Below are 25669 nucleotides of genomic sequence, written 5' to 3'. Positions count from 1 at the left end.
AAATAAACAATTAATTTGAAAATTGAAAAATTTGAAAAAAAGTTGATTTGATGCTGTATGAAAAAAACATATTCCAAAAAAACTACCAAAAAGTAGATATAAGATTCGGATTATGCTATCCAAACATATATCGAACCGCAATGTCTTCAATGGGATATAATATTTTATATAATTTAATAAATGAGCGTGAGGACACTTGGTGTGAGAGAATAATTTATCCCAACATTAAATCAATTGAATCAAATACTCCTCTCAAGTATTTTGACATAATAAGCTTTTCTCTTCAATTTGAAGAAGACTATTTTAATTTACTGGAAATATTGAGAGATTCTGAAATTCCTCTGAAACGGGAAGATAGAGGCGAAAATGACCCATTAATCATAGCCGGAGGACCCTGCGCTAGTGCAAATCCAATACCTTTATCGGATTATATTGACCTGTTCATCATTGGAGAAGGTGAAAATGTTATAGGAGAATTGTTAGAAACCTATAAAAATTCAAAAAAAGATTTGAAAAAGTTTTTAGATATTGAAGGCATTTACATTCCTGAATTTAATAATAAAGCAAAAATAAGGATTATAGATGACCTAAATAAAACATACCACATCACACAACCGGTAATAAGTGAAAGTGATGATGAAAATTACCAAAACATTTTCAACAATTCAATAATGCTCAATGTTTCAAGAGGATGTACAAGAGGCTGCAGGTTTTGTATGGCCGGTTATCTCTACAGGCCAATGAGAGAAACTCATTGGGAAAAATTAATTGATGTTGCTCTGGAAAATAGGAAAAACACCGGATTAAATAAGATTACATTAATAGGAGCAGCAGTTTCTGATTATAGTGATTTAGACAAATTAATTAACGGACTTGAAGAGAACGGATTTCAAATATCAACACCTTCACTTAGGATTGAATCAATTACGAAATCGACTCTGGAAAGTCTGAAAAAAAGTGGACTTAAAACAATTACCCTCGCACCAGAATCGACAAGCCGACTTAGAAAAGTGATCAATAAAGACATACTGGAAGAGAAAATTTTTACAGTAATAAAAAATGCTGTTGAACTGGATTTCAATATTAAATTATATTTTTTAATCGGCATCCCCGGCGAAAGCATTGAAGATATTTATGATCTTTGTGAGTATATGAAAAAAATTGCCAACATGCATAAAAATCCTAAAAGAGTGAAATTTAGTGTAAATCCCCTGATACCTAAACCCCACACACCACTCCAATGGGAATGCTATGATTTTAAGGACATTAAAAAGAAAACCAGATATATTAAAAAGGAAATGAAAAATTATAACATAAAGTGCGAAAGTCCTAAAAAAGGACTAATCCAATATATATTATCCTGTGGAGATAGACATGTTTCTACACTTATTGAAAAATCTTTAACAAAACAACCTACACTTAAGGAATGGAGAGAAATAACTCCACATTATGGAATTGACGATTCATTACCTTGGAGCAATATTGACGTCGGCATAAACGAAAGATTTTTAAAAAATGAACACAAACGATTAAGAAACTTAAAGCAAACACCATGGTGTGAAACATCACCATGCTATAAATGTGGAGCATGTGAAAAATAATTACTAGAAAAAAATAAATTTACTATAATTAATATATAATATAATGGTGAGGTAAAAATTATGATAAAACCTGCAAACAGAACAAAATTAATTGAATTGTCACTGATTAGAAAAATGTTTGAAGCTACAAATCCAGATGCTATTAACTTAGGAATTGGAGAACCTGACTTTGATGTTCCACAAAACATTAAAGATGCAATGAAAAAATCAATTGATGACAATGATACCCATTACAGTCCCAATAAGGGATATATAGAATTAAGGGAAGAGATTGTTAAAAAATTCAAAAAAGATAATGGAATAAATACCAATCCCGAAAATGTCATTGTAACGGTTGGAGCTAGTGAAGCATTATACATCAGTGCACAGGCATTCATGGAACCTGGCGATGAAATACTGTTGCCAAACCCTAGTTTTTTATTATATGAATCAGTCATAAACCTAGCAGGAGGAAACATCATACCTGTCGATTGTAAAATGGAAAATGAATTTAAATTGAAAGCAGAAGATGTTTTAGAAAAAATCACTCCAAAAACAAAAGCAATCTTCTTGAATTCACCATCAAATCCAACAGGTGCAGTAATGGAAAAAGAAGACATTAAAGCAATTGCTGATTTATCTATGGATCATAATTTTTTAATCATTTCAGACGAAATCTATGAAAAAATAATATATGATAAAAAGCATTACTCTCCAGCAAGATATAGCGACAATGTAATTACAATCAATGGATTTTCAAAAACCTATGCAATGACAGGATTGAGAATAGGTTATTTGACCGCAAATGACGAACATACCGAAGAGCTATTTAAAGTGCATCAAAACAGTATTGCATGCTCCAATTCTACTGCCCAAAAAGGAGCATATGAAGCATTAACCGGCCCTCAGGATGAAGTTAATAAAATGGTCAAGGAATTCCAAAGAAGAAGAGATTTGATTGTTAGTCGTTTGAATGGAATGGGATATGAAACAGTTAATGCTGAAGGTGCTTTCTACGTATTCCCAAAAATTGAAGATGAAAACTTTGTTCAAAAAGCCGCTGATGCTGGTGTGATTACAGTTCCTGGATCAGCATTTGGAGAAAATGGTAAAAATCATATAAGAATGTCTTATGCAAATTCCTATGAAAACATTGAAAAGGCAATGGATATTTTAGAAGAGCGTGTAGTGAATGGATGAGTATAGAAATAAAGCTGGAACCAAAGCAGCTGTAATTGCTATCGTTGCGAACTGCATTCTGACAGCTTTAAACATTGCTGTCGGATTAATGAGCGGAAGTTATGCATTAGTCTCAGAAGGAGGCCATACACTTTCTGATGTTATAACTTCTGGTGTAGCCTATGCTGGATTCAAAATAGGTCAAAAACCAGCAGATAAAGAACATCCAATTGGACATGGCCGTGCAGAAGCCATAAGTGGATTGGTTATTGTTATATTTTTAGTGATAGTAGCATATGAAATCATCACAGGCGCTTTAGATAAGATAATACATCCGGAATTGATTACAGTTCCAGACCTATATGCTGCAATGATGGCCGTCTTTGGCATATTTATTAATTTCATCATAAGCGAATACATTATAAGAATTGGCAGAGAGATTAAAAGTCCAGCCATAGTTGCAGACGGAAAGCATCAAAAAACAGACATTTTCTCATCCATTGCGATTTTATTCGGAGTTGCAGTATCAAATATGGGATATCCAATTTTAGACCCTATTGTTGGATTTATAATTGGTTTATTGATCTTAAAAACTGCACACAATATTGCCAAAGAAAATATAAACAATATAATGGGAAAAGTACCTTCTCAGGAACTAATAAATAATATAAAATATATTGCCGACAACACACGAGGTGCCCATAATCCACACAACATTAAAGTTGACTATTTCGGACCATATGCTACAGTTTATATGCATATTGAAGTTAATGGAAACATGACATTAAGCGAATCACATAAGATTGTGCATACAGTGGAAAACAATATCCTAAAAGAAATTCCGGAAGTAAAATCAGTAATGGTACATGCATGTCCTATAGGATTATCATATAATCATGAACAAAAAATAGATAAATAAAAACGCCGGGACCGGGATTTGAACCCGGGTGGTCATATGACCATCGGATTAGCAGTCCGACGCCGTACCAGGCTGGGCCATCCCGACATATGAAAAAATAGTATAGTAAATTATTTATGAAAACTCATTAATAAAGTTAATCTTTTTTATATAAATGGCATGTTCAAAAGTGGACTAATCTCAAAAATATAAGTGATCTAAAAATCCAACTCCACCCCGGGATTCTACAAGCATTGAATGTTAATAGTAGAGCTGCTCCCTTCCGGGCCTGACCCGTTCCCATATCAGAGACGACTAGTCTTTACCCTCCAGTAAAAACTTCATCACCACCAATCCTGCAGGACGAGGTTTCTATATTGTCTTTCTAGGCTCATATTCTTTTAAAAAGCCGCCTTTTGAACTTCAACTGCACCAAAGGGGGTGTGTGCTTACAGAGGACCCCTAACCCTCCAGTCTAGCCAAACTTTATATTTGATTTTAATATTATATAAATGTTATCAAAAACAGTGCGGATAATAGACAAAAATATGCAAAAAATCAATTTAAAAGATTTTCTAGAAAAAAAATTATTTACAGTAACTCGATAAAAATCAATTAAATTCTAAAAAAATAAAAAATTAGAGGAAATATTAAAATATTTCCTGAATTATATCTCCATCAGAAATAATTCCCACTAGTTTATCCCCATCAACAACAGGGAGTTGATTCAAGATTCCAGAAGAAGAAGTACTCTCTTTCATGGCTTTAATCGCTGTTTCAATAGTGTCTTCAGGAGATACAGTAACCACTGAAGTAATCATAATTTCATCAACACTTGTGCCCAATTCATATTTATCCAAAATAAGATTATGCCCCACATCAGTTGCGGTAATAATCCCAATTAGTTTTCCATCTTCCAGAACAGGAAGGGAACTGATTTTATATTCCATCAATTTTTCAAATGCATTTATGACATCAACATCTGAAGTAGTTGTTATTACATCAGTTGTCATGATGTCCTTAACTTTCTTGCTCAACATTATTTATACCCCCGAATTTTTCTAGAATATCCTCAACCATAATATCAATAGTTTCATTAATATCCACGTTATTAATTATGCGAGTATCATGAATTTTTGCCTGTTCAACTAAAAATCTTTGAGTTTTTCTAATGGTTCCAAAATTATCCATATACTTTTCAAGAGATCTCTTTACCCAAGGTTGTCTGCATCTGGAATAGAATCTCTGTTTATGAGCTTCCTCATCGTCTACCGTTAAAGTAAACATTATAATATTATTATTTTCTAACAAATCCTTCCTAATAAATCCAGGAACAATATGAACTCCTTCAATAATGGTACTGATGCCCTCCTTTACAGACCGTTCTATGATTGCTTCAATACCTACATTAACAACATCCACATGACTAATAAATCCTTCAATAACAGAATCTATCCGGATTGAGGGAGTCCTTATACTTTCATAAGCATCAAAACTAGATTTATGAATAACCGGACTCAATTCCTTTGAAACTATCTTTCTCATTACTTCACGAATCATATCCGTACTGATAAGATTCTTCAATCTTAATCTGTTTGCAAGTTCAAATGCCATTGAAGAGGTTCCAACTCCTGAAGCTCCACCAATCAATATAATTAATGGTTTTTTAGAGATTCTTAAAGACCTCCAATTTTCATATTTAAGTGCAATATCCGAATCAATAGATTTCAGATGATTTAAAACAACATTAGCCAAATCACCACTTGAAATCTCGGTGACATTATTTTTAACTAAGCTCGCTTCAATATCGCTGGCAATATTATGGGCTCTTTCAATCCCAATATCAGCCACATTTAAAGAACGGGACATGATTCCTTTAGAAAATGGTTCTTTATATTTCTTTCCGTCAACGTCCCCAGTAACCCAAATCATAATTATCACCTAAAATATCTAAATAATTATCTAAAATTAATCTTAAATAAAATTTTTTATTTGATTTTGAAAAAAATTGAACAAAAATAGAAAAAAGAAAGAAGAATAATTATTCTTCTAATGAAATAATGCTTATATCATAATTAGAGCCGTCTTGAACATCAATTAAAACAGCACCATTATTTTTAAGCATTCCTGGATTTGCTACATCAGTAGTTTTCCCAATTTTACTAAGAGATTTTGCTTCGTGAATATGTCCACATAAGTTAATTTGAGGTTCAAACTCATGAATAGACTTTAAGATTCCCGGACTGCCCACATGTTCACCATTCTCAACCCTGTCAGCATCAGTGTTGAAAGGTGGAGCATGGGTTGCTAAAATCTTTACCTTAGGAACATCTGAGTTGTAAACATAATCATAATTAGCTAATAAGTCATAAACCTCTCTGTAGATTTTATCATCATCCATTTCTCCAGGAGTGTCGAATGGGGTAGGGTTGGATCCTCCAAAACCAAATAATATTGCATCCCCATAAGCAATAATATTATTGTGGAGACAAAACGCAACATCATTGATAGCATTACAAATTCCATTAGGGTCACAATTACCTGGAATTGCTATTACATCAACACCACAGTCAGCCACTTTATTAATAAAAGTCTCTACAAAGTCAAGCGGTCCGAAATTAGTGATATCTCCTAAAATCAAAACTAAATCAATTTCGTTATTGTTTAGGTAAGTGTATAAATTTTCATTCTCTTCTCCGTGAACATCACTAATTGCCAATATTTTAACCATAAAAATCACCTTTTTAATCTTCTAAAAAGAAAGATCCCATCTCTTTTAATCCAAATTGAAGATCTTCTTTATCACCATGTAATTGAATAGTGACATCATCATCATATTCAATTATAAGTCCATTCCATTCTGCAATTTCTTGAACTCTTTCTTCAGCCAATGGAACTTTCAAATTAATCCTGCCGGTAGTTAAACCTGGCGGAGTATTAACTAAAAATCTAGACCTTGAATCTGCAAATTCAAATACTTCTTTTCCTTTCATTGCTTGTTTTAATAAATCAAGCCAATAATCGGCATATTCTTCGCCTTCTTGCTCAGCAATACCTAAAAGAGTTCCTTGAATCCTATTTAAAGACATTTCTGCTTTTGCCAAACCATTAATTAATTCAGGATGGGAAGGGTCCCTTTTATATGAGCTAATTGATGATCTGATTATTCCCATCTCAGGGTTAATTCCATCAGGGATTTTATATCCCTTTTTTGTTAAATCTTTAATAAGATTATTTAGAACTAACCAAGTTTGTTCTGAGGGCAAACTCATAAATGTCCACCTATAATTTTTAAAGTTGTATGATTAATTTTAGCATCTGCATCTTTTAATTCTCTTTCAATTTCATCAGTACTGCTATAAGAATCTAAGAATAAAACATGATGAGTGGAAGTACCTGAAATGTTTAAAATTGCGATTTCATCCCTCGGTTTGAGTTCTCTTTTATCAATAGTCGCTTTAAATTGAACATAAGGTTCATATTCTTCAGGAAGGTCTTCATATTTAAATATACCATCTAATGTTGCTACAAACATAATTACACCTCAAATTTATATTATTTTATTTTATTTATCTACTAGTATATAAACATGATTACAAATAATTCGTATAGATACAAACAAAAAAAATTTGTTATAAAAAAAAATAGTTATCAAATGATAACTAAACCGAAATGTGTTTTCAGTGCCTAAAAAAATAAAAAAGATAAGGATTAGAAATCCTTAAACTTATTCACCTAATGCTTTTTTAATAGCAGGGGTTGCGTCAATTCTTTGAGCATCGAAAGTTAACTCTTCAGCAGATAATCCCATAGCTAATCCGTATAATTGAGCTAAGTGGAATACTGGTAATGCGAAGTCAGTTCCGTATCTTTCGTTTACTTCGATTTGACCTTGGTCAAATTGTAAGTGACAGAATGGACATACGTTAACGATAGCGTCTACGCCTGCTTCGGTCATGTGATCGAGTTTTTCTTTAGTGAAACTGGTAGTTACATCTAAATCTCTGGATCTTAAACCTCCACCTGCACCACAGCACATCATTTTGTCTTTGTAGTCGATGGATTTTGCACCGGTAATTTCTACGAGATCATCTAAAATAGATGGGTTTTCTGCGTTATCTTCAATACCGATAGTTGCGGTAGGTTTTAAGAAGTGGCAGCCGTAGTGTACAGCAACATTTAAGTCTAAAGGTTTTTCGATTAAGGAAGCTAATTTTTCAAAACCAACATCGTCTCTTAAGATTTGAGCGAAGTGTTTTACATTAATAGTTCCTTTGTATTCTCTACCGATTTCAGCTAAGTTAGCGTTAATTTCAGCTTTTTTCTCTTCACTTTCTTTTAACATGTGGTTACATTCAAATAATGAACCGAAACATCCGTTACATTCGGTCATAATGTCAGCACCAATGTCTTCAGCAAGAGTTAAGTTACGAGCAGCAATGGTAGCCCAGGTTTCTTCATCAAAAGATCCGAATACACCTGGAGCAGGGCAACATGATGCTCCTTCCATATCAATTAAGTTTATATCTAATGCTTCGAATAATTTTCTGGTAGCTTTTTCAACACCAGGATAACGGTTGTTCATAATACAACCTAAGAAGTATGCAATTTCCATATTATAACTCTCCTCAATTCATTTATTCTTTTAATCCACCGGTTTCTTCATCATAACCGATTAATTCATCAAATCCAGTAATTTTACATATTTTTTGAACTTCTTCTAATGCTTCAGGGAAAGCATGAGTAGTTGGTGGAATTTCTGGAAGTCCAATTTTAGCTCTTAAAGCTTTAGTAGCATCATTGATTGGTACACCGTGACCAGTATTCATTACAAATACACCAGTCATTTTGTGAGGTTTTGCCATGTAACCTGCGTGTGCAGCAATATTACGTGCTTTTTTGATAATTTCTACGATTTTAACACTTCTGAGACATCTTTCTTGGCAAGTGTAACAAGTAGTACACATCCATAAAGCATCGTCAGTGATTACTTCTTCTTTTAAACCGAGTAAACATTTTCTGACAATTTGTCTTACTTTATAAGGAGTTCTTCTTCCGGATGGGCAACTACCACTACAGGTACCACATTGGAAACAGTGTTTTACAGTTTCAATTCCAGAATCAATGAATTCAGCAGTGAAATCTGGGTCACGATTTGCATCAGTTAATAATTCTTTATCAGTCAATAAAGTCATTTTATCTCTCTCTTTATCATTATTTTTTGAATCTTCATCAGCTTCTTCTTCGGCATCTTTTTCAGCTTCAACTTTCTCTTGGATTTCTTCCTTGATAGTTTCAACTTTTTCATGAATTTCTTCTTTTTTAGCTTCAACTTTCTCTTGGATTTCTTCCTTGAGCGCTTCAACTTTTTCCTCAATAGGATCGATGTCATCAGAAGCTAAATCTTCAACACTGTCCTCTGATTCTTCAACAGTTGCTTCCTCAGCCTCTACAACTGGTTCTTCTTCAGAAACGACAGGTTCAGTTTCAATATTTGAAGATGTAACTTGGACATCATCAGATGTGTTTGATACATCGTTATTGATGTCACTTTCCTCATTGTCTCCTTTAAACAAGGATTTTAAACGATTTACTATAGACATTGAAAACACACCTCGGATAATCATCGGATTATTTCCTCAAATCCTTACTAATATTCTTTAAAAGAACATATATAAAGGTTACTAAAATTTTTAGCTGTGTAATCAAAAAGGTTACAGTCAATGAAAAATTTATATAAACCTAAAAAACTAATCATTAAATAATAACAAAAAAGGAAGACACAAATGAAGAAAAAATTTGAAATCAAATCACATGACGGCCCAGGCAGAATTGGAAAAGTAGATGGCGAACTGACTCCAAAATTATTTTTAAAAAATGAATTAAAAATCGCCCCAAACCAAGGCTCAGCATATAACGTTGATCGTGAAATTGCTGAATTTAATGTTAGAGAAACATTACGTCTAGCCAAAGAAAACGTCGATGAATGCGACATAGCCATTATCCAAGGTTCAAAATACATTGACTTAAGGGTTGACTGTTTAAAAAAACTAGAGGAAATAGGTTACAATGGATTTATCATAGCTAACGGAGATGCTCTGCTGACCAATCCAAAAGAGCTTGTAGAAGTTATTGTGTCCCTAAAAAAACAAGCCAAAAAAGACAGCTATTTTATTTTCCCATTTACTGAAATATCATTTATGCCTATTCTAACTTATATGGGTATCGATGGATTTTTAGCGGATTCAGCAAATTATTACAGTCATTTAAATGTATTGCAAACACCAACAAAGGCCTATGATTTGAATTCTTATCCGATTTATGAGGATATTTCTCAAAAGGAATTGGAAAACAAGAATATTGAAAATATGGAATTCGTCATACGTGAAATTCACGCCCATATGAAAAACAAGTCATTAAGAAATCTTGTGGAAGAGAGATCCGGAACAACCCCTCAAAACATCTCAACTTTAAAAATACTGGACAGAACCCATATGGATTATCTGTTGGAATACACCCAATTATTTTAGGATTTTAAATGTAGACATAATATCCTTAAATTCCCTTTCAGACTCTCCGGATACATCCAGTGTCCTCATTTCAAAAATGAATATTTCACCATTCTCAATGAACACGTAAGTGTGAATATCAAAATTAATTTCTGGAGTGTCCATATTTGCATGAAGCTTAATGGCATTCATATCAGCAATTTCTACAAAATCAGACGCCAAAATCACCCCTCCGTCATCTGTAAGGGCATCTTCCATGAATATTTTATAGTCATCCAGATTGGTGGCGGTTGGAAACATGACTGCATTAATCAGATTGTCCTGACCTTTTGATAGAGTGGCTATGCAATCCGGATTTGAAAGGATATCAGCTTTTTCAACTTCCCAACTGGTGGGGTATTCAAAGGTAACTTTTCCTGTGTTGAACGTTTTCATGAATCTTCCTCATCTTTTTTTGAAATTTCAATCGTTTCGGGAGATTCTTCATCAATAGTGTCAATATATTTGGAGAAAGGTTCTGGGAGTTTTGGCATTACCTCTTTTAAAATTTCAGCGGCATCCAATTCCAATGCCTGACCTGAGAGTAACTGGTTAACATCCACGTCAAAATCAAACGGCTTGAGTAAATCATCGGTAGGCACTCTTAAATTGATTTTGTTTTTATTCAAGATCATCTTAAGGGTGCTTGTATTCCTAATTTGCTCATTCATATCCTCAACAGTACTGTTTATGTCATATGCTATAGCCTTATTCTTTTCATTGACATCATGTTTGGCTTTTTCGATTGACCTTTTTAAATCAGCAATGAGCAGGGCATTTCTTCTGTTGATGTTTTCCCTAGCCTCATCAATAACTACATTGATTGCATTCAATATGGACTTGTTCAATTCGACATTGTAGGCCAAAATCATCTTATTTTTATAGTCAAGCTCCTTGAAAATGGCAACCCTTTCATCATTAATCTTTTTATTTTCCTTATTCAACTCATGAATTTCATCTTTTGCCTTCATGAGTTCATCTTTATATGCCAATTCATCTTTAAGAGAATCAACATCATCAAAAAATGAAGATTTAAGTGTTTGAATCTGATTTTTCAATTCTTCAATCTCAGCATCTTTCGCTTCAATTATGTGGTAGAATTCATCAAGCCTTTCATCAGAAAATTGATTATCAACTAATTTCTGATAATCTTCCTGTGATAAAACCTTTACCAGGTCATCATCTTCAAAAGGGTCTTCTTTTTTAAGGCTGACCTGTTTCTGTTTAGATTCCTTTTCAACAGATTTTCCATTTTTATCCTTACTAGTATACTTTTTAGTATAAACCCGAACGGTTCTAAGTTCCTCACTATCCATTATTGACACCCACTCTATATTAATAAATTTGATTATTAGTTAGTTAAATAGTTAATCATTAAATTATGAAAAAAATAAAAAAAATAAAAAAAAGAAAGAAAATAATTTTATAGGTTGCTTTCTTTTTCCATCCACAATAACATTGCCTCTTCGATTGCTTTTGAATACCATCCGGTTTTGAATAACATCTTATTGGACGCTAATTTGCGAAAATTCAAGTCAATGTCATTATTGATGCTAATTGTAACACGTCTGTTTTTAGTCATAGAAATAGGTTGTACATACTAGTTAATAAATGTTTTAGTGTTTTTTCAGGCCATTTTGACGAGTGATTTTGAATATTTATTTAGTGTTGTGAAAGCGCAGTTTCATGATTTTCACAGCCACAAAAATATCACATTTAGAAAATGTAAAAACTATTATTTGGAGTTTAAGGAGTTTGCAAAATCTAGAATTAAAATTAATTATTGAAATCATTAATGGTTAGTCCAATGGAAGACACTTATCCTTAACTTTCTTTTTTAAGGTTTCCAAATCATCAGAAATGATGAAAATCTTTTCGCCATCAATATAAGTTTTGTAACTCCAACCGTCCCCATATTCAGAGATCATATAATCTCCCTCATCGTCAAGGCGGATTTCATCTGAAACAACTTCTTCACAAGAGAATTTCATTTCATTTTTGTTAATTTCATTAATTGCCAGAGAAAATCCCCTGAATTTTGGATTTTCCATTATTCCTTGAACATACCAATTCAGAATTTCCAATTGACTTATTCCCACAATTGAAGACACTTTAAAAAAAGATTTATGAATTTTATATTGATTTAAAACAGCTAATATATATTTTCTTGAATAATAAAATGGATATGTTCCATGCTTCAATTGATTATGCCTTAACTGAAATTTAAGTGAATTATTTCTTTTTTGTAAATTATTTAATACCTTTTCAGTCTCCATTAGAAATATTATGAACTTAAACACATATAAACTTAACAATAAAGAATCCTATAAAATTTTACAAACCCATTCTTTAAGAAGTCGAAATGAAAAGATTTATATATCATCAAAACATAATTAATAATCGATGTGAATTAAAATTCATGTCTTATAATGAATCTCAATCATTTTATAATCTCCAAAATATTTGTGATATAGTTCATTATAGGGAGTATTAGAAAATTACTTCCTTCCCCCTTTTTATTTTAATAAAATTCGATTTAAATTAATTTTAAACTATTTTAATTGTATAAAATTAAATAATTTGCATTTCTGTTTAAATTTAATGTTAAATATATTTAATATTTCAATTTTAAAATTAGAAAAAATTTGGCGTTTTTTGATTTTTTAAAAATAATATCCTCAAAAGATATAATAATCCCCCCATATAACTGAAAAAATCAAATAAAAACATTTATATATAATCAAAATATAACTAATATACGATATGAAGTAAATTTCATATCTTATGATGAACATCAGTCAAACATTTTATAATCTCCAAAATGACAAAGAACATGTTCATGGAAGTAGAAACACAACTACTTCCAACTCCCCCATTTTTTTAAAAATCAAACATCATCAAGTATTTTAGGATCCGCTCCAGCAATTTCCACAAGATACTCGGCTTCAACAATGTGAAGCTTTGACGGAATGACTATGCAATGGAGAGGTCCGCCGAAATCAAAATCAATTAACTCTGAAATCTTTCCTGCCTTGACAATGACATCCTTTGAGCCGACACGGGCAATACCCATAGCCAATGTATCCGGAGAGATCATACCTTCACGGTCCAGGTCATCATAAATGCTCATCAAATACTCCAAACCCTGATTGACAGTCATGTAACGGTCCTTATGAGCCTGAATATCAAGCAAAACCAAAGTATGCAAATCCATTTTTAGATTTTCCTCAATGGCCTCATATGGAGATTTAGGATAGAAATTATAATCGGGGAATGGTATTGTGGTTACTTTCCCAAATTTATATCCCTGAAGACCGGAAATTGCCGGTGCTGAAGATAGAATAGAAGACCCATGAATCACTTCAAAATCAATTCCCTTTTTAGAGCATTGTACCAGAAAATCGCTGTGAGTGGTTGCAATTAATGGATCACCACCTGTAATCAAAGCCACATCACTAGTTTTAGCCTCTTCAATGAACTTATGTTCCTCTTCAACTTCACCTCTGACCAAAACTTCAATCTTCTGACCAACCAACTCTTCAATGGCTTCGAAACTTGAACCGAATAATCGTGATGTGAAAAATTCAGCATAGATTTTATCAACATTTTTCAAACATTCCAATCCTTTTAGGGAGATATCTTTTTCATCAAATAATCCTAAACCAACTAAATAAAACATGATACTATTTATATAATTTAAACATAAATAACTTTATGAAATGTGTAAAAGTTCCATTAAGGCAAATAAACAACACCCGCATTAAATTAATGTCTGATGGATTAATGAATATGGAATATAGAATAAAAACAACCGATGAATTTGGATATATTCCAATAACAAAGGATATTGAAGGTTATACCATTGAAGACATTGAATTGGAACCGATGAAAAAAGTTCCCCATAATTTTGCCGAAATACTTGAAGACGAATTAAGTGCAGAGGAAATTGAAAATCTAAAGACATCCTTTGACACAATCGGAGACATCGTTATTCTTGAAATTCCCGATGAACTGCATGATAAAAAACAGCTTATCGGAGATGCAGCACATAAATTCACCAAAAGAAAAGCAATTTACATGAAAAAAAGCGCAATAAAAGGAACAATTAGAGTACGCGATTTGGAGTTTCTCTCAGGGGTTGATGATTCGGTGACCATCCACAAGGAACATGGAGCCCGACTAAAATTAGATGTGCGAGAGGTTTATTTTTCACCAAGGCTTGCAACTGAAAGGAAAAGGGTGATGGAAAGCGTAAGGGAAGGTGAAAAAATCTTGGACATGTTTTGTGGAATCGGACCGTTCCCGATAGTCATTGCAAGAAACAAAAACGTCGACATCACTGCGGTTGACATTAATGAAGCTGCAATCAAATACTTAAATGAGAATATCAGACTAAATAAACTGAAAGGCAATATCGAAAGTTATTGTGGAGATGTGCGAGAAGTGAGCAAAGGATTTAAAACAAAATTCGATAGGATAATCATGAACCTTCCAGGGCTAGCATATACTTTCCTTGATGTTGCTGTTGATTTAATTGAAGATAATGGAATAATCAATTATTATGAGTTCTCAGACTCATATGAAACCGGAATAAAACGCTTAGAGGATGCATGTAAAAAAGCGGGAAAACAAGTTGAAATACTCAATACCCGTAAAGTCAAATCAATTTCACCCGACGAATGGCATGTCGCCATCGATGGAAAAGTCACATCCCTAAAAGAATGATACCTCACTGCCGTGTATCTCGTTGCATAATTCGATAAATGCGTTTGCATCATCCAAATTATCAAAGAATTTTTGTGAATACACCTTAACGTCAGGTGATGCAAACCTTTGATAAATATTTTTGATTCTATGACTTTCGACATTACTTGAAATCATTAGCGAAACCTTTTCATTGGATCTGACAATATTCGGAATTTCATCCTCGCTATCAATCAAAACGACATTCTCAAAAACAGGATCCTTAAAGCTGACAACAGTTTTACTATTATTTGAATTGCTTTTATTGAATATTTCCTTTAATCCATCTGCAAAATACTCCTCACCAAACTCATCAATACAATATTTTCTAAGCTTTGAAGAAATATCCGAGTACTTCACAGAATCCGAATAGGTATCCAATATGAATCTCACAATTTCCTCACTGCCATCAAAAATGAGCTCTTTAGGATAAACATATTCAACACCGGGCCATTTGATTAAAAGACTGATCGTTGAATCGGCAAAAGCTTCAGTTGGAGACAAATGAGACCCCTCGATATCACTTAAAGACAATACATAACCGATGTCCTGAAACATGTCATTTCTTTCAACCCAACCCCTGTTGACAATGGAATTGCCCAAGTTATTCTCTTCAATAAACTCGTCACATGCATTGAAATATTCTATTTGTTCTGGATTGTCCTTCCAATGCATTTGAGTATAATCCTTTCCGTAGAGATACAGCTTAAAATCATCATGCTCCTTTAATTGGTTTAATATGTCTAAAGCCCTCATATATCCCTTATAACTTGGAGCATAACCTACAAGCGCAATATGCTTTGAATAATCATTATTTTTTACACCGCCGTAAATCGAGGTTTCAATGAAATTATTTAAGACAAACATCTTTTCGCGCGGAATTCTGAAGACATTGGAAAAAATCTCCAGCAAAAAGTAATTAATCGTTATGACCCCGCATACATTTTCAAAATTAATCTTACTCCCATAATCCAATGTTATTTCATATCTATGGGCTCTAATGAATAATTTCTGATCTTTTGAAACGTTTTTAGAATACCATGGAGCATAATATTCCATCCATTCACATAAAATAATATCTGCCCATTTCAAAAGTTCAATTGATTTACTGGAAACCTCTTTATCAGTATTCCAGTCCCATTCATCCACTTTAATCTCATAATATTTTTCAAGATATTTGATTGCAGGAACAATGAACTTCAAATCGACACCTGCAATTAGCAAATGAGGTTTTTTAGGTTTAGAACTAAAAATATTTTTTAATCTGCTAAAAGACATTGAATAAAACTCTATAATTAATTCTGATAAAAATTTGCGTATTAAATTTTGTTAAAAAAAAGAAAAAGATTAGAACTGGATTCTGTTACCAGTCCATAAGTCTTCATCATTAAAAGCATTGTATTTCTTTTCATCTTCCATATACTGATTTATATCCCTATATAGTTTAACTCTGAAAATATCCGGATAAGCGATATATAACATGTCTCCATTATCCCTGGTTTCTTTTACATAAGTTTCCGCAAACTCAATGATGGTATCTTCAGATTTGTTAAAATGATGGACTTCATTAGCACATAATATTTTAAAATGTACGAAATCATCTTTTAATAATTCTTTTACTAAATCCTTAATCAAAGGCGGATATTCTGCTGATTTTTTACTTTTAATCTCCATATAATCCCTCAATACAATTTAACAATTTCAAATCTCTAAGTATTACAGAACTTGTAACTTCTAATCAAATTGATTGGCATTGTGTAGAAATTTTCATGATGTTATTTAATATTTTAAATTTAATTGTTTAAATACTTTATAGTAAAAAATTATTAAAGAAATATTATCTAAATCGGGTCAATAATTCCTTTTTCAGTAATAATACCTGTAATCAACTCTTTTGGAGTTATATCAAATGCCGGATTGATAACTTCAGTACCTTCAGGACAAATCCTTGCCCCACCATAGAATCTGACTTCATCACCATCCCTTTCTTCAATGACAGTGTCATAAATGTTGATTTCATTGTCAAAAGTGGAGTAAGGTGCAGCTACATAAAATGGAATGCCATGGTGTTTTGCAGCAAGTGCCACCATAAAAGAGCCAACCTTATTTACAACACCACCCTTTGCAATTCTATCAGCTCCGATTACAACCTTGTCAATCATTCCCTGTGACATCAAATATCCTGAAGCAACATCAGGGATTAGCTTGACCGGAATGTTTTCCTGCTGCATTTCCCAGACACTTAAACTTGCGCCTTGCCCTCTTGGACGGGTTTCATCGCAAATCACATTGATGTTTTTGCCGGCATCACGGGCTGCTCTAAATACACCCAATGCAGTCCCATAATCAACACATGCTAAAGCACCTGCATTGCAGTGAGTCAAAACGGTATCTTCATCATCAATAACCTCAGCACCATATCTTCCAATGGCCCTATTTGTCGCCATATCCTCCTCATACATTGTTTGTGCTTCAGCAAGTGCATCATCACTATTCAAGACCCTATCAACTGCCCAGAATAAATTTACTGCTGTTGGCCTTGCGGCCCTTATCTCATCTGCAGCTTTAGCTAAATCAACACCTTCAATATCAGCCAATGCCATTCCAAAAGCGGCGCTGACTCCAATAGCTGGAGCACCACGTACAGTCATATTTTTAATTGCAGTTATAACATCCTGATAATTATCACAATATACATAGGTCAACTCATCAGGAAGTTTTCTTTGATCAATAAGTTTTAATTTATTATCTTCCCATTCAAGTGTTTTCATTTTAACACCCAATAATTTAAAAAAAAGTTTTAAAAATATGAAAGCATAATTAATGTTAGTTTCTAATTTTCATTATGCAAAAATGCATAGAGTATTTATAATTATGCTTCCCGTCTAATTTAATATCCAAAATGGATTGATTAGAGATGTATTAAAATACATCTACATAATAGTTTTTCAATTATCATTTATAAATTTTTAGAAAAAACTTTAAAATAACATGATGTTTAGGTAACCTAAAATTAATTAGGCATTTTCTGTCATGATAGGCACTACTTGTTTTTTACGTGATACAACACCTTCAAGTAATACAGTGTTTTCTTCAAGTTTTACACCGTATGCCTTTTCAACTAAGTCGGCATCTTTACCCAATGCAATGACCTGTGAATTGCTGTTTACGATATCAGTGATTAAAAGCATGAACAAATCCAAATCCTCTTCATCAATTATTTTATTCATACCTGCTTCCAAGTCCTCTTTCATTGCCATGACATCATTAATATCCGCAGTATTGACTTGATTTACAATTGATTTGACATCTTTGAAGTCAATTTGTTTTGCATCCATAGATAAAATCTCATCAATGGTGAAACTGCTTAAATCAGTACCTGCCTTAAGCATTTCCAAACCATATTCTTCAGCATTAATTTCAGCAATCTCTGCAAGCTTTTCTACTGCAATCTTATCATCTTCAGTTGTGGTAGGTGATTTTAAAAGCAAAGTATCTGAAATGATTGCAGACAACATCAATGTGGCGATTTCTTTTGTGATTTCCACATCATTCTCTTCATATAATTTGCACAAAATAGTTTCAGTACAACCGACAGGTTCAAATCTTAAGAATAACGGATAAGAAGTTTCCAAAGCAAGTTTATGATGATCCACAACTTTTAAAATGTTTGCATTTTCCAAGTTATCAACTGATTCCGCAGGGGAGTTGTGGTCAACCAGAATTACATCAGCACCATCTTCAACACTTTCCAAAAGTTCCGGTGCTTCAATACCCAAATAGTTTAAAATGAATTCAGTTTCCTTATTAATATTACCTAATCTGTAAGCTTTAGCTTCATTGTTACCTAATTCCTTTTCCAAGTTTGTCATTACCAAACTTGAGGTTATTGAGTCGCTATCAGGACTTTTATGTCCAAAAACAAAAGTTTCTACCATATTATTTCTCCTTATAATTCGATAAAATTAATGTTAATATCAGTTATTAATTTATCTTTTTCATCTATATTTAACTTTATTGTGCAAGAATTCACCAGATTCCTTAAGGCAGAGATGAATTGCACTTTAATGCAATAGCCTTAATTTTTATAAATATTCTTTTAGAGAAAATTTTAACATTATTTTGGATTCAAAGAAATTTTTATAAATATTAGAACAACAAAAATATATTCAATTGAATTTTAACTAAATTTTAAGCAGAGTCATTTTGACAAAATACGTTGCGAAGAGTAAAAGGAGGAAATATATGAAACTTAACCATTTTTTATTGATAGTCCTAGTTATATTGTGCGCGTTTTTGTTCGTGCTAATATCCATAGAGCATTCCTACGACGATCAAACAACAATACTAGGACCAAAGGGCGATTTTTCCATGGCAGCTACAGGCGATGTAATGTTTGCAAGAAACATGCCTGGAGTGATAAGTCATGACACCTCCCCATTTGAAGGGGTGATGGATGTAGTATCAAACGTTGATTTGCTCTTGGTGAATTTTGAAAATGCAGCTACGACAACGGAGAATGCAGTTAAAGGAGATTTCCCATTCAAATGTGACCCAAGTTATGTTCCACTTTTAAAGGCAAACAACAATACCGTTGCAGCCCTTGCAAATAACCATGCTTTGGATTATGGAATTGACGGCATGCACGATACATTGAAATATCTAAATGAATCAGGCATTTCTTCAGTGGGTGCCGGAGACAATGAGGATGCTGCACACCAGCCTGTTGTTAAAAACATCAACGGCCGCAAGATAACCATACTGAATTATATGGATGCCAATGACTTTTCAGAATATGACTACGATACCATACCTTATGCTAACGGATCCCATTTCGGTTATTCAGCTTATGACCGTGCAGATGCACAAAAGCAAATCAGCGCAAACAATGATTCCGATTTGATTGTGGCAATGCTTCATTATGGAAACGAATATATGACATCCCCAAATGATGACCAGATCAGGATATCTCATGAACTGATTGATGATGGTGTGGATGTCGTAATAGGTTCCCATCCTCATGTTCCTCAAGGAGTTGAGATGTACAATGGAAAACCAATCTTTTACAGTCTAGGTAACTTCATTTTCGATATGTCCGGTGGAGATATGGACTCTACATACTTTGTAGAAATCGATTTGGTAAACAACACAGGAGAATGTACAATCTATCCGGTTTACAATTCAAATTTCCTTCCACAGAGAATGGATGCCGAATCTGGAAAGACATTTATAAACGGCCTTACACCATTGCCTTCAGAAATAAACGTGACTGATGATGGAGTTGGAAAATTAAGATTTGATTTGAAAAATTCTTAATTTTTCATTATTTTTTTTATAGCTTAAAACGAAAAATCGGTTTTAGGCATTATCCAAAACCCTAAAAAAAACTAATTCTTTTAAATTAATGCTTAAAGAAGATATTTTCAGAAATATCAATAAAAAAAAAGTAGTTTAGTAATGACTTTGTGGAGTCATTCCTAAATGATGGTCTTCACTTTTTTTACCAGGTATCCCATAAGCGTCTGCCCTACACTGGGTACATGCCCTGAATACTGGTATGATCTCTTCAACTTGTTCCCTGACAGATTCCATCATCATACAGTCAGGTCTTTCAAGGTCTTTCATTTTTCCAAGCGGAATCAATGGTAAAACATTCATCAAAGCTGCTCCACGTTTTTCAACTTCACGGGCAATTTCAACAATGTGCTCATCATTGACTGTTGGAATTAAAACTGAGTTTACCTTAACAACCAAACCATTGGCAGCTGCCTTTTCAACACCTTCCAACTGATTTTTGATTAGAATTTCAACAGCTTCACGACCTTTGTAGACTTTACCTTCATATTTGATGAATGAGTAAATCTTTTCTGCAATTTCAGGGTCAACCGCATTGATTGTGACAGTTACTGAGTTCACTCCAAGCTCTGCCAGTTTGTCTGCATATTTTGGAAGCAAAAGTCCATTTGTACTCATACATTTAATTAAATCAGGCTGTTCTTTCGCCAATTTTTCAAAGAATTCAAATGTTTCCTCATTTGCAAGTGAATCTCCAGGTCCTGCAACACCAACAACTGCAATAGGACCATCTGCAGTAACATCATTAATATGAGTAATTGCGTCATCAGGTTTCATTATACATCCTGCAACACCAGGTCTGTCCTCCTCATTGTTAATGTCTCTTGTACAGAAGTTACAAAAGATATTACATTTTGGTGCTACAGGTACATGTGCCCTTCCGACTTTATCATGCATCTTTTCATTAAAACATGGATGTGCTCTTGTTATATGTGCAAATCTTGAACCGTTATGTTCATTCATAATACCACTACTCCTTCAATATAACATCTGTTAATTAGTATTGATACGAACAAATATATAAAGCTTCCTACATGCCCTTGTTTAATTCATCCATAAACTCATGACATTTTTCAATCCAATCATCCTTAATTAACTCATCAGTAGCTACAACTGCAACAATATCCTCAGAAGACAAATCTTTAATGTTCTTAAAGCCTTCAGGCAAAATTCTGAAAACTGCGTCATAAATACGTCTTTGTAAATTAGAATGAGGATCATCAACAACAACAGAACTTAAGTTAGTATAATCTCCTTCAATTTCAAGCTGATATCTGTTTGGTTGATAAATTTCATCCCTTGAAAATTGCATCCATAAAATTTTCAAAATGTTAGGGAGATAATTTTCATTATCCACCAAAATCATGGTCTTATCGTTGGCCTTATCATAAGTCAAATTAGCAACATCTTCAAATCTAATAACATTTGAAGTCTTTCTCATTTTAATGGCCAGGACAAACACAGGGTCATCAGGATTAACATAAGCCTTTAAATCATCAACAGAAGCACCTAACACCAAATCCTGAAAGATCTGTTTAATGATGATTTCATAAACTTCAGCTCCACGCTCATCATAGCATTCAACTAACATCAAATCCACCCTTTAAATATTATTTGTTATCTTGTCTGTGTCCCATTCCAGATACTAAAAGAGCTGCTCCTACAGCACCGATATGTTGAGAGTATTCAGGAACAATGACTTCAATTCCACCTAAAGTTTCACTTACCGCTTCAACAAGACCTGAAATCAAACTTGTTCCTCCCACTTGGATCAATGGTTCACGAATATCAATTTCCTGAAGTTGCTGTTCATATACTTGTTCAGAAACGGAGTGACATGCAGCTGCTGCAACATCCGCTTTGGAACCTCCTGCAGCAAGTGTAGTAACAAGGTCTTGAATACCGAATACAATACAGTAAGAGTTCAGCATAGCTTTTCTCCAATCACCCTGAACAGCCAATGGACCAAGTTCGGTAATGTCAACATCCAACCTACGGGAAGTCATGTCTAAAAATCTACCGGATGCACCAGCACAGATACCTCCCATGGTAAAGTTATCAGGAATACCGTTGTTAACGGTAATTACCTTGTTGTCCATACCACCGATATCTAAAACGGTAGCTTCTCCTTTTTGACAGTCCGCCAGGTATACAGCACCTTTTGCATTGACGGACAATTCTTCCTGAACGAGTTCAGCTTTAAATTCCTGACCCATTGTGAATCTACCATAACCTGTGGTTCCGATACCGTCCAAGTCATCCCAGTCATAATCAGTTTGACCGAAAGCTTCCGCAGCGGCAGTTTTTGCAGATTCAATAATGTCCTTTGTGGCAGTCCAACCGGTTCCAATAACCTGATTGTTTTCCATAAGCACTGCTTTAGTAGTGGTTGAACCTGAATCCAATCCAAGAGTAAGTCCTTCTTGTTTTTCACGAGCAAGAATGCTTCTACGGGTTACTGTAGTGGCCAATGCTTCCATACGAATAAACAATTCATCCGCCTTAGTCCTTTCAGTAAATGAGTATGTTACTACTGGAATGCGAGTATTGTTTTGAATAAATCTTCTAACTTCATTTCTCACTAATGCCGCTTCGGCACATCTGAAACAGGTTGCAATAAATACTGCGTCAGGCCTTGACCTGCCTTCAACAATAGCCATTGCCCTTGCAATCATCAATTTTAAACTTGAACTTTGAGCTGAAAAACCGAATTTTTCATAAGATTCATCAATATAATCCAAATCAATTTCAGGAAGAACAATTTCAGCACCAAACTTATTTGCTGCCTTTTCAATTTCCTTTTGAATTCCACTGTATTCTGTTCCACATGAAACTAATGCAATTTTAACCATATTATTCTTCCTCCTTATCAGTTTCTTCAAGTGAATCCACAAAATCATTGATTTGATTTACCATCACATAGGTTTCATCTTGATTTGTAGGATAATTTAATTCTAAAACAGGAATTCCCTTATTCCTAAGTAAAAATATTGACAGTTCATTGGTTCTTGCACAACCAATACAACCAAATCCATATGGAGCTCCATCAACAACAATTGCCGCTTCAGCTTCATCTATAAGCGGTCCGATAATTGCCATCCTTCCACGAACACCGGAAGGAACCTCAATTGCTGCGTATTTAAGTCCTTGAATTGGGTCGTCTTCTGTAATATTCATCGGAGGAGAATCAATCTCCGGGTCTTTTATTTTTTGTCTAATTTGTTTTTGTAAAACTAAAGGAGTGTGACCTTTTCTTTCAAGCAAATCTGCTAATATTAATGAGTTTGGAGGATAAACAGCGATTTTTACCATATTTTCACCTACTCTTCTTTATCTAAACATTCATTCATGATTTTTTTAAATTCATCAACGCTAACTGGTTTTTTCTCTTCAATCTCCACATCTTTGCGCTCTTCTAGCGCATTTGCGACAAAACCCAGTATTCTGTACTCTTTTTCCATTTGATGGAAACCTTCTCTAGGACCGAATCTGTGACCTCTACAACGTCTAGGATCACCTGGAGCAAATCCTCTTTCTTTTGTGAAAATGTGGTTTGGGTCAAGCTTTCTAATTTCCTCAATAGCCTTATAAACATCTGCACTTTTTCCACTAATCATAGATCCATAACAAGTATTCTTTATTGTAAGCGGCAATCCAAGCATGTGAAACTCAGTGACAATTTCCTGTTCGCTTACATGAGCTCCTGGCCCAATAAAAATCATACGAGTAATTACATCAGGATCCCAATCTTCTGTACCTAATTCAGGACTCATGGTTAGATTCTGTGACATAAACTTCCACTCCCTCTTTTAATTTTTCAAGATGATCATAATCAGATGTGATATCTCCAATTATATTAGTTGCCTCAAAGCTTTCTGCAGTCGGACCAAATTCTAAATTGTCCTCAAATCTGATACCGATTAAACCGGCACTTTTTGAAGCCATGTTTGTAATACCGATTTGACCTCTAATTACCTTATCCACAGGATTATTCTCAGGAATTAACCCCTTAGCCAATTTCTTATCCCCTTCAAAGATAACAATGTGCATTCCAGGCACTGCAAAGTGAACTTTGATTTTACCAACAGGGTTTTCCAAAAGTCCGGACAGGAATTTGAAGTACTTTACAGATCTTGGAGCATTATCTGCAAATTTAATAGTACATATATCCTCTTTGCTAACCGCTTTAGTTATTACCTGGCCTTCTTTCAAGATATCAATTGTATGTTTTGGAGTCTGTTCGACAATTATTGCATCATCATCGACCAAACCGTCTATCATGTGTTCAACACCAACAGCAGACAGCATTTCTGTAGCTTCTTTTTGAGTTTTATTTAATAGCATTAATCTTTGTTGTTCAGATTGAACTGTAATGAAATCATTTTCCTTTGCAATGTCAATAATTTCCATACCATTTACAATATGGCCAACAGTTGTATGATTTGGAGTTAAAACTCTGTTTTGACGATAAATAAATAATTTTCCTACACCTACACCATTATTTCTAACGGTTATTGTTCCCCTATTTCTCAAGGTAGTATCTTCTTTAGGTTTGATTATTCCTGCCAAGTCATAAAAACCAATGAATGATTCGCTATCATATGAAACTTTGATTCTGCCATCTTTAATGATTGAAAATAAATGTTCCACACAAACCGGAGAGTCTTCATCGATTTCAAATGAGATATAAGTGTATAATTCATTACCTTCTTGTAAAACTGTGCTTAAATCGGATACTGAAGCACTATCGGTTGTTGTGCTTCTTTCAATGATTGGTTCAATGCCTGTCACCTTATCATCGTCTGTCAAATTGTCCAATGTTTTTTTACCACCAATAATTCGGGCAAAAATACCTTTATTATATGGAGGCACACTATAGACATTTGTAGTGTTTTCCTTAAGCATTATCAAATGAGTTGACTCATTACTAAAACTAGATAAACTTAAAACAACATCTCCCTCGAAATATTTATGTTCATCGGAAGTGGGTTCCAAATCAGTGACAATAGGACCGACAGCAACTTCTGTTGGAGTGGACCATCGAATATCCAAATCAACAAACTCCTCATATTGATTTTTCCAAACATCAATAAGAGGCTTTGCCTCCTCTGATTCGTCTAACTGAATTATTATTGAACCCTTGTTTGTTTTAATTTTATACTTGCTAATATTCTTTTCCAGTTCTTTTTTACCTTTTATTAAGCAAATAATACTTCCTGGAGTATAAGGAGCATTTGTTTCAGCAATTACATCTTGAATTGTTGAACCATCTGCCACTTCCACTTCTTCTCCATTAATTTTAATTAACATACAATCTCCAATAAGAATTTTTAATATTATATATATTTGATGTTTTACTATAAAAT

At 33.7% G+C, this 25669-nt stretch carries 28 protein-coding genes, 1 tRNA gene and 1 other RNA gene; 6 read left to right on the top strand and 24 right to left on the bottom strand.

Going from position 1 to position 25669, the window contains the following annotated elements:
• The first annotated feature begins 50 nt into the window (after nt 1-50).
• From ACJMML_RS05650 to ACJMML_RS05640, 3 genes are read left to right on the top strand one after another with little or no spacing between them, the layout of a single operon-like run.
• A complete protein-coding gene (locus ACJMML_RS05650; RefSeq protein ID WP_405306383.1) occupies nt 51-1601 on the top strand; it encodes a radical SAM protein in 1551 nt (516 codons plus the stop codon).
• A gap of 60 nt (nt 1602-1661) precedes the next feature.
• Nucleotides 1662-2780, top strand: coding sequence for a pyridoxal phosphate-dependent aminotransferase (locus ACJMML_RS05645; protein WP_405306382.1), 1119 nt, complete (start codon nt 1662-1664; stop codon nt 2778-2780).
• Nucleotides 2773-3678, top strand: coding sequence for a cation diffusion facilitator family transporter (locus ACJMML_RS05640; protein ID WP_405306381.1), 906 nt, complete (start codon nt 2773-2775; stop codon nt 3676-3678). The genes ACJMML_RS05645 and ACJMML_RS05640 overlap by 8 nt, the downstream gene beginning before the upstream one ends.
• A 3-nt stretch (nt 3679-3681) precedes the next feature.
• Here the strand turns inward: ACJMML_RS05640 and ACJMML_RS05635 are convergent.
• The 9 genes from ACJMML_RS05635 to hdrC all read right to left on the bottom strand — a co-directional run bounded on the left by ACJMML_RS05635 (nt 3682) and on the right by hdrC (nt 9260).
• Nucleotides 3682-3765, bottom strand: a tRNA-Ser gene (locus ACJMML_RS05635).
• A gap of 64 nt (nt 3766-3829) precedes the next feature.
• An RNA gene (gene ffs, locus ACJMML_RS05630) (signal recognition particle sRNA) lies at nt 3830-4143 on the bottom strand.
• Between the two features lie 164 nt (nt 4144-4307).
• Complete coding sequence (locus ACJMML_RS05625) at nt 4308-4700, bottom strand: CBS domain-containing protein (RefSeq protein WP_405306401.1); 393 nt, start codon at nt 4698-4700, stop codon at nt 4308-4310.
• Nucleotides 4678-5589, bottom strand: coding sequence for a 2-phosphoglycerate kinase (locus ACJMML_RS05620; protein ID WP_405306380.1), 912 nt, complete (start codon nt 5587-5589; stop codon nt 4678-4680). Before ACJMML_RS05620 ends, ACJMML_RS05625 begins: the two co-directional genes overlap by 23 nt.
• A 109-nt stretch (nt 5590-5698) precedes the next feature.
• On the bottom strand, nt 5699-6388 hold the full coding sequence (locus tag ACJMML_RS05615) for a metallophosphoesterase (RefSeq protein ID WP_405306379.1): 690 nt from the start codon (nt 6386-6388) through the stop codon (nt 5699-5701).
• Between the two features lie 13 nt (nt 6389-6401).
• Nucleotides 6402-6929 carry a DUF2096 domain-containing protein gene (locus tag ACJMML_RS05610; protein WP_405306378.1) on the bottom strand — a complete coding sequence of 176 codons (528 nt, stop codon included), beginning with the start codon at nt 6927-6929 and terminating at the stop codon, nt 6402-6404.
• Nucleotides 6926-7192, bottom strand: coding sequence for a DUF749 domain-containing protein (locus ACJMML_RS05605; RefSeq protein WP_405306377.1), 267 nt, complete (start codon nt 7190-7192; stop codon nt 6926-6928). Before ACJMML_RS05605 ends, ACJMML_RS05610 begins: the two co-directional genes overlap by 4 nt.
• 192 nt (nt 7193-7384) lie before the next feature.
• Nucleotides 7385-8272: a CoB--CoM heterodisulfide reductase subunit B gene (hdrB, locus tag ACJMML_RS05600; protein WP_405265618.1), complete on the bottom strand. Its 888-nt coding sequence runs from the start codon at nt 8270-8272 to the stop codon at nt 7385-7387.
• Nucleotides 8273-8294: 22 nt separating this feature from the next.
• Complete coding sequence (gene hdrC / locus ACJMML_RS05595) at nt 8295-9260, bottom strand: CoB--CoM heterodisulfide reductase subunit C (protein WP_405306376.1); 966 nt, start codon at nt 9258-9260, stop codon at nt 8295-8297.
• Between the two features lie 183 nt (nt 9261-9443).
• On the opposite strand from hdrC, the gene ACJMML_RS05590 reads away from it, so the two are divergent.
• On the top strand, nt 9444-10187 hold the full coding sequence (locus ACJMML_RS05590) for an archaeosine tRNA-ribosyltransferase (protein WP_405306375.1): 744 nt from the start codon (nt 9444-9446) through the stop codon (nt 10185-10187).
• On the opposite strand, the gene ACJMML_RS05585 is transcribed toward ACJMML_RS05590, so the two are convergent.
• The 5 genes from ACJMML_RS05585 to dph5 all read right to left on the bottom strand — a co-directional run bounded on the left by ACJMML_RS05585 (nt 10179) and on the right by dph5 (nt 13884).
• The gene (locus ACJMML_RS05585; protein ID WP_405306374.1) at nt 10179-10601 is read right to left on the bottom strand and encodes a hypothetical protein; all 423 of its coding nucleotides are present in this window, start codon (nt 10599-10601) and stop codon (nt 10179-10181) included. The genes ACJMML_RS05590 and ACJMML_RS05585 overlap by 9 nt on opposite strands.
• Nucleotides 10598-11521 (bottom strand): hypothetical protein, encoded by a 924-nt coding sequence (locus ACJMML_RS05580; RefSeq protein WP_405306373.1) that lies wholly within the window; start codon nt 11519-11521, stop codon nt 10598-10600. Before ACJMML_RS05580 ends, ACJMML_RS05585 begins: the two co-directional genes overlap by 4 nt.
• A 107-nt stretch (nt 11522-11628) precedes the next feature.
• Entirely contained in the window at nt 11629-11787 is a 159-nt protein-coding gene (locus ACJMML_RS05575; protein ID WP_405306372.1) for a hypothetical protein, read from the bottom strand.
• 217 nt (nt 11788-12004) lie between these two features.
• Complete coding sequence (locus ACJMML_RS05570) at nt 12005-12304, bottom strand: hypothetical protein (protein ID WP_405306371.1); 300 nt, start codon at nt 12302-12304, stop codon at nt 12005-12007.
• A 788-nt stretch (nt 12305-13092) separates the two neighbouring features.
• Nucleotides 13093-13884 (bottom strand): diphthine synthase, encoded by a 792-nt coding sequence (gene dph5 / locus ACJMML_RS05565; protein WP_405306370.1) that lies wholly within the window; start codon nt 13882-13884, stop codon nt 13093-13095.
• Between the two features lie 35 nt (nt 13885-13919).
• Between dph5 and ACJMML_RS05560 the strand changes: the two genes are divergently transcribed.
• Nucleotides 13920-14930, top strand: a complete 1011-nt coding sequence (locus ACJMML_RS05560; RefSeq protein ID WP_405306369.1) for a class I SAM-dependent methyltransferase — start codon at nt 13920-13922, stop codon at nt 14928-14930.
• Here the strand turns inward: ACJMML_RS05560 and ACJMML_RS05555 are convergent.
• The 4 genes from ACJMML_RS05555 to ACJMML_RS05540 form a co-directional block, all read right to left on the bottom strand.
• Nucleotides 14919-16226 carry a hypothetical protein gene (locus tag ACJMML_RS05555; RefSeq protein WP_405306368.1) on the bottom strand — a complete coding sequence of 436 codons (1308 nt, stop codon included), beginning with the start codon at nt 16224-16226 and terminating at the stop codon, nt 14919-14921. The two genes, ACJMML_RS05560 and ACJMML_RS05555, sit on opposite strands and share 12 nt — an antisense overlap.
• A 69-nt stretch (nt 16227-16295) precedes the next feature.
• Nucleotides 16296-16622, bottom strand: a complete 327-nt coding sequence (locus ACJMML_RS05550; protein ID WP_405306367.1) for a hypothetical protein — start codon at nt 16620-16622, stop codon at nt 16296-16298.
• Nucleotides 16623-16789: 167 nt separating this feature from the next.
• The gene (gene mtnA, locus ACJMML_RS05545; RefSeq protein WP_405306366.1) at nt 16790-17719 is read right to left on the bottom strand and encodes an S-methyl-5-thioribose-1-phosphate isomerase; all 930 of its coding nucleotides are present in this window, start codon (nt 17717-17719) and stop codon (nt 16790-16792) included.
• A gap of 246 nt (nt 17720-17965) precedes the next feature.
• Entirely contained in the window at nt 17966-18886 is a 921-nt protein-coding gene (locus ACJMML_RS05540) for a manganese-dependent inorganic pyrophosphatase (protein WP_405306365.1), read from the bottom strand.
• A gap of 433 nt (nt 18887-19319) precedes the next feature.
• Here ACJMML_RS05540 and ACJMML_RS05535 point away from each other — a divergent pair, with 433 nt between their 5' ends.
• Nucleotides 19320-20264, top strand: coding sequence for a CapA family protein (locus tag ACJMML_RS05535; RefSeq protein WP_405306364.1), 945 nt, complete (start codon nt 19320-19322; stop codon nt 20262-20264).
• A 135-nt stretch (nt 20265-20399) separates the two neighbouring features.
• Here ACJMML_RS05535 and ACJMML_RS05530 read toward each other — a convergent pair whose 3' ends face one another.
• The 6 genes from ACJMML_RS05530 to ACJMML_RS05505 form a co-directional block, all read right to left on the bottom strand.
• The gene (locus tag ACJMML_RS05530) at nt 20400-21266 is read right to left on the bottom strand and encodes a radical SAM protein (protein ID WP_296783296.1); all 867 of its coding nucleotides are present in this window, start codon (nt 21264-21266) and stop codon (nt 20400-20402) included.
• A gap of 67 nt (nt 21267-21333) precedes the next feature.
• A complete protein-coding gene (locus ACJMML_RS05525; protein WP_405306363.1) occupies nt 21334-21894 on the bottom strand; it encodes a methanogenesis marker 17 protein in 561 nt (186 codons plus the stop codon).
• A gap of 19 nt (nt 21895-21913) precedes the next feature.
• Nucleotides 21914-23155 carry a methanogenesis marker 15 protein gene (locus ACJMML_RS05520; RefSeq protein ID WP_405306362.1) on the bottom strand — a complete coding sequence of 414 codons (1242 nt, stop codon included), beginning with the start codon at nt 23153-23155 and terminating at the stop codon, nt 21914-21916.
• Between the two features lies 1 nt (nt 23156).
• Entirely contained in the window at nt 23157-23615 is a 459-nt protein-coding gene (locus ACJMML_RS05515) for a methanogenesis marker 5 protein (RefSeq protein WP_296783306.1), read from the bottom strand.
• Between the two features lie 8 nt (nt 23616-23623).
• Nucleotides 23624-24094, bottom strand: a complete 471-nt coding sequence (locus ACJMML_RS05510) for a methanogenesis marker 6 protein (protein ID WP_330025879.1) — start codon at nt 24092-24094, stop codon at nt 23624-23626.
• Nucleotides 24066-25613: a methanogenesis marker 3 protein gene (locus ACJMML_RS05505; protein WP_405306361.1), complete on the bottom strand. Its 1548-nt coding sequence runs from the start codon at nt 25611-25613 to the stop codon at nt 24066-24068. Before ACJMML_RS05505 ends, ACJMML_RS05510 begins: the two co-directional genes overlap by 29 nt.
• Nucleotides 25614-25669 lie beyond the last annotated feature (56 nt).

The organism is Methanobrevibacter sp. (genome assembly GCF_045130115.1).
Lineage (GTDB): Archaea > Methanobacteriota > Methanobacteria > Methanobacteriales > Methanobacteriaceae > Methanocatella.
This window is presented reverse-complemented; position numbering and strand designations above follow the sequence as displayed.

Excerpts from the sequence above, each read along its gene's own strand:
- ACJMML_RS05520 (WP_405306362.1), bottom strand. The coding sequence starts at position 23,155 with ATGGTTAAAATTGCATTAGTTTCATGTGGAACAGAATACAGTGGAATT.
- ACJMML_RS05605 (WP_405306377.1), bottom strand. The coding sequence starts at position 7,192 with ATGTTTGTAGCAACATTAGATGGTATATTTAAATATGAAGACCTTCCT.
- ACJMML_RS05640 (WP_405306381.1), top strand. The coding sequence starts at position 2,773 with ATGGATGAGTATAGAAATAAAGCTGGAACCAAAGCAGCTGTAATTGCT.
- ACJMML_RS05515 (WP_296783306.1), bottom strand. The coding sequence starts at position 23,615 with ATGGTAAAAATCGCTGTTTATCCTCCAAACTCATTAATATTAGCAGAT.
- ACJMML_RS05525 (WP_405306363.1), bottom strand. The coding sequence starts at position 21,894 with ATGTTAGTTGAATGCTATGATGAGCGTGGAGCTGAAGTTTATGAAATC.
- ACJMML_RS05505 (WP_405306361.1), bottom strand. The coding sequence starts at position 25,613 with ATGTTAATTAAAATTAATGGAGAAGAAGTGGAAGTGGCAGATGGTTCA.
- ACJMML_RS05590 (WP_405306375.1), top strand. The coding sequence starts at position 9,444 with ATGAAGAAAAAATTTGAAATCAAATCACATGACGGCCCAGGCAGAATT.
- ACJMML_RS05540 (WP_405306365.1), bottom strand. The coding sequence starts at position 18,886 with ATGGTAGAAACTTTTGTTTTTGGACATAAAAGTCCTGATAGCGACTCA.
- ACJMML_RS05530 (WP_296783296.1), bottom strand. The coding sequence starts at position 21,266 with ATGAATGAACATAACGGTTCAAGATTTGCACATATAACAAGAGCACAT.
- ACJMML_RS05575 (WP_405306372.1), bottom strand. The coding sequence starts at position 11,787 with ATGACTAAAAACAGACGTGTTACAATTAGCATCAATAATGACATTGAC.
- ACJMML_RS05645 (WP_405306382.1), top strand. The coding sequence starts at position 1,662 with ATGATAAAACCTGCAAACAGAACAAAATTAATTGAATTGTCACTGATT.
- ACJMML_RS05615 (WP_405306379.1), bottom strand. The coding sequence starts at position 6,388 with ATGGTTAAAATATTGGCAATTAGTGATGTTCACGGAGAAGAGAATGAA.
- dph5 (WP_405306370.1), bottom strand. The coding sequence starts at position 13,884 with ATGTTTTATTTAGTTGGTTTAGGATTATTTGATGAAAAAGATATCTCC.
- ACJMML_RS05580 (WP_405306373.1), bottom strand. The coding sequence starts at position 11,521 with ATGGATAGTGAGGAACTTAGAACCGTTCGGGTTTATACTAAAAAGTAT.
- ACJMML_RS05550 (WP_405306367.1), bottom strand. The coding sequence starts at position 16,622 with ATGGAGATTAAAAGTAAAAAATCAGCAGAATATCCGCCTTTGATTAAG.
- ACJMML_RS05555 (WP_405306368.1), bottom strand. The coding sequence starts at position 16,226 with ATGTCTTTTAGCAGATTAAAAAATATTTTTAGTTCTAAACCTAAAAAA.
- ACJMML_RS05650 (WP_405306383.1), top strand. The coding sequence starts at position 51 with ATGCTGTATGAAAAAAACATATTCCAAAAAAACTACCAAAAAGTAGAT.
- ACJMML_RS05510 (WP_330025879.1), bottom strand. The coding sequence starts at position 24,094 with ATGTCACAGAATCTAACCATGAGTCCTGAATTAGGTACAGAAGATTGG.
- ACJMML_RS05610 (WP_405306378.1), bottom strand. The coding sequence starts at position 6,929 with ATGAGTTTGCCCTCAGAACAAACTTGGTTAGTTCTAAATAATCTTATT.
- ACJMML_RS05535 (WP_405306364.1), top strand. The coding sequence starts at position 19,320 with ATGGCAGCTACAGGCGATGTAATGTTTGCAAGAAACATGCCTGGAGTG.
- hdrC (WP_405306376.1), bottom strand. The coding sequence starts at position 9,260 with ATGTCTATAGTAAATCGTTTAAAATCCTTGTTTAAAGGAGACAATGAG.
- ACJMML_RS05585 (WP_405306374.1), bottom strand. The coding sequence starts at position 10,601 with ATGAAAACGTTCAACACAGGAAAAGTTACCTTTGAATACCCCACCAGT.
- hdrB (WP_405265618.1), bottom strand. The coding sequence starts at position 8,272 with ATGGAAATTGCATACTTCTTAGGTTGTATTATGAACAACCGTTATCCT.
- mtnA (WP_405306366.1), bottom strand. The coding sequence starts at position 17,719 with ATGAAAACACTTGAATGGGAAGATAATAAATTAAAACTTATTGATCAA.
- ACJMML_RS05560 (WP_405306369.1), top strand. The coding sequence starts at position 13,920 with ATGAAATGTGTAAAAGTTCCATTAAGGCAAATAAACAACACCCGCATT.
- ACJMML_RS05620 (WP_405306380.1), bottom strand. The coding sequence starts at position 5,589 with ATGATTTGGGTTACTGGGGACGTTGACGGAAAGAAATATAAAGAACCA.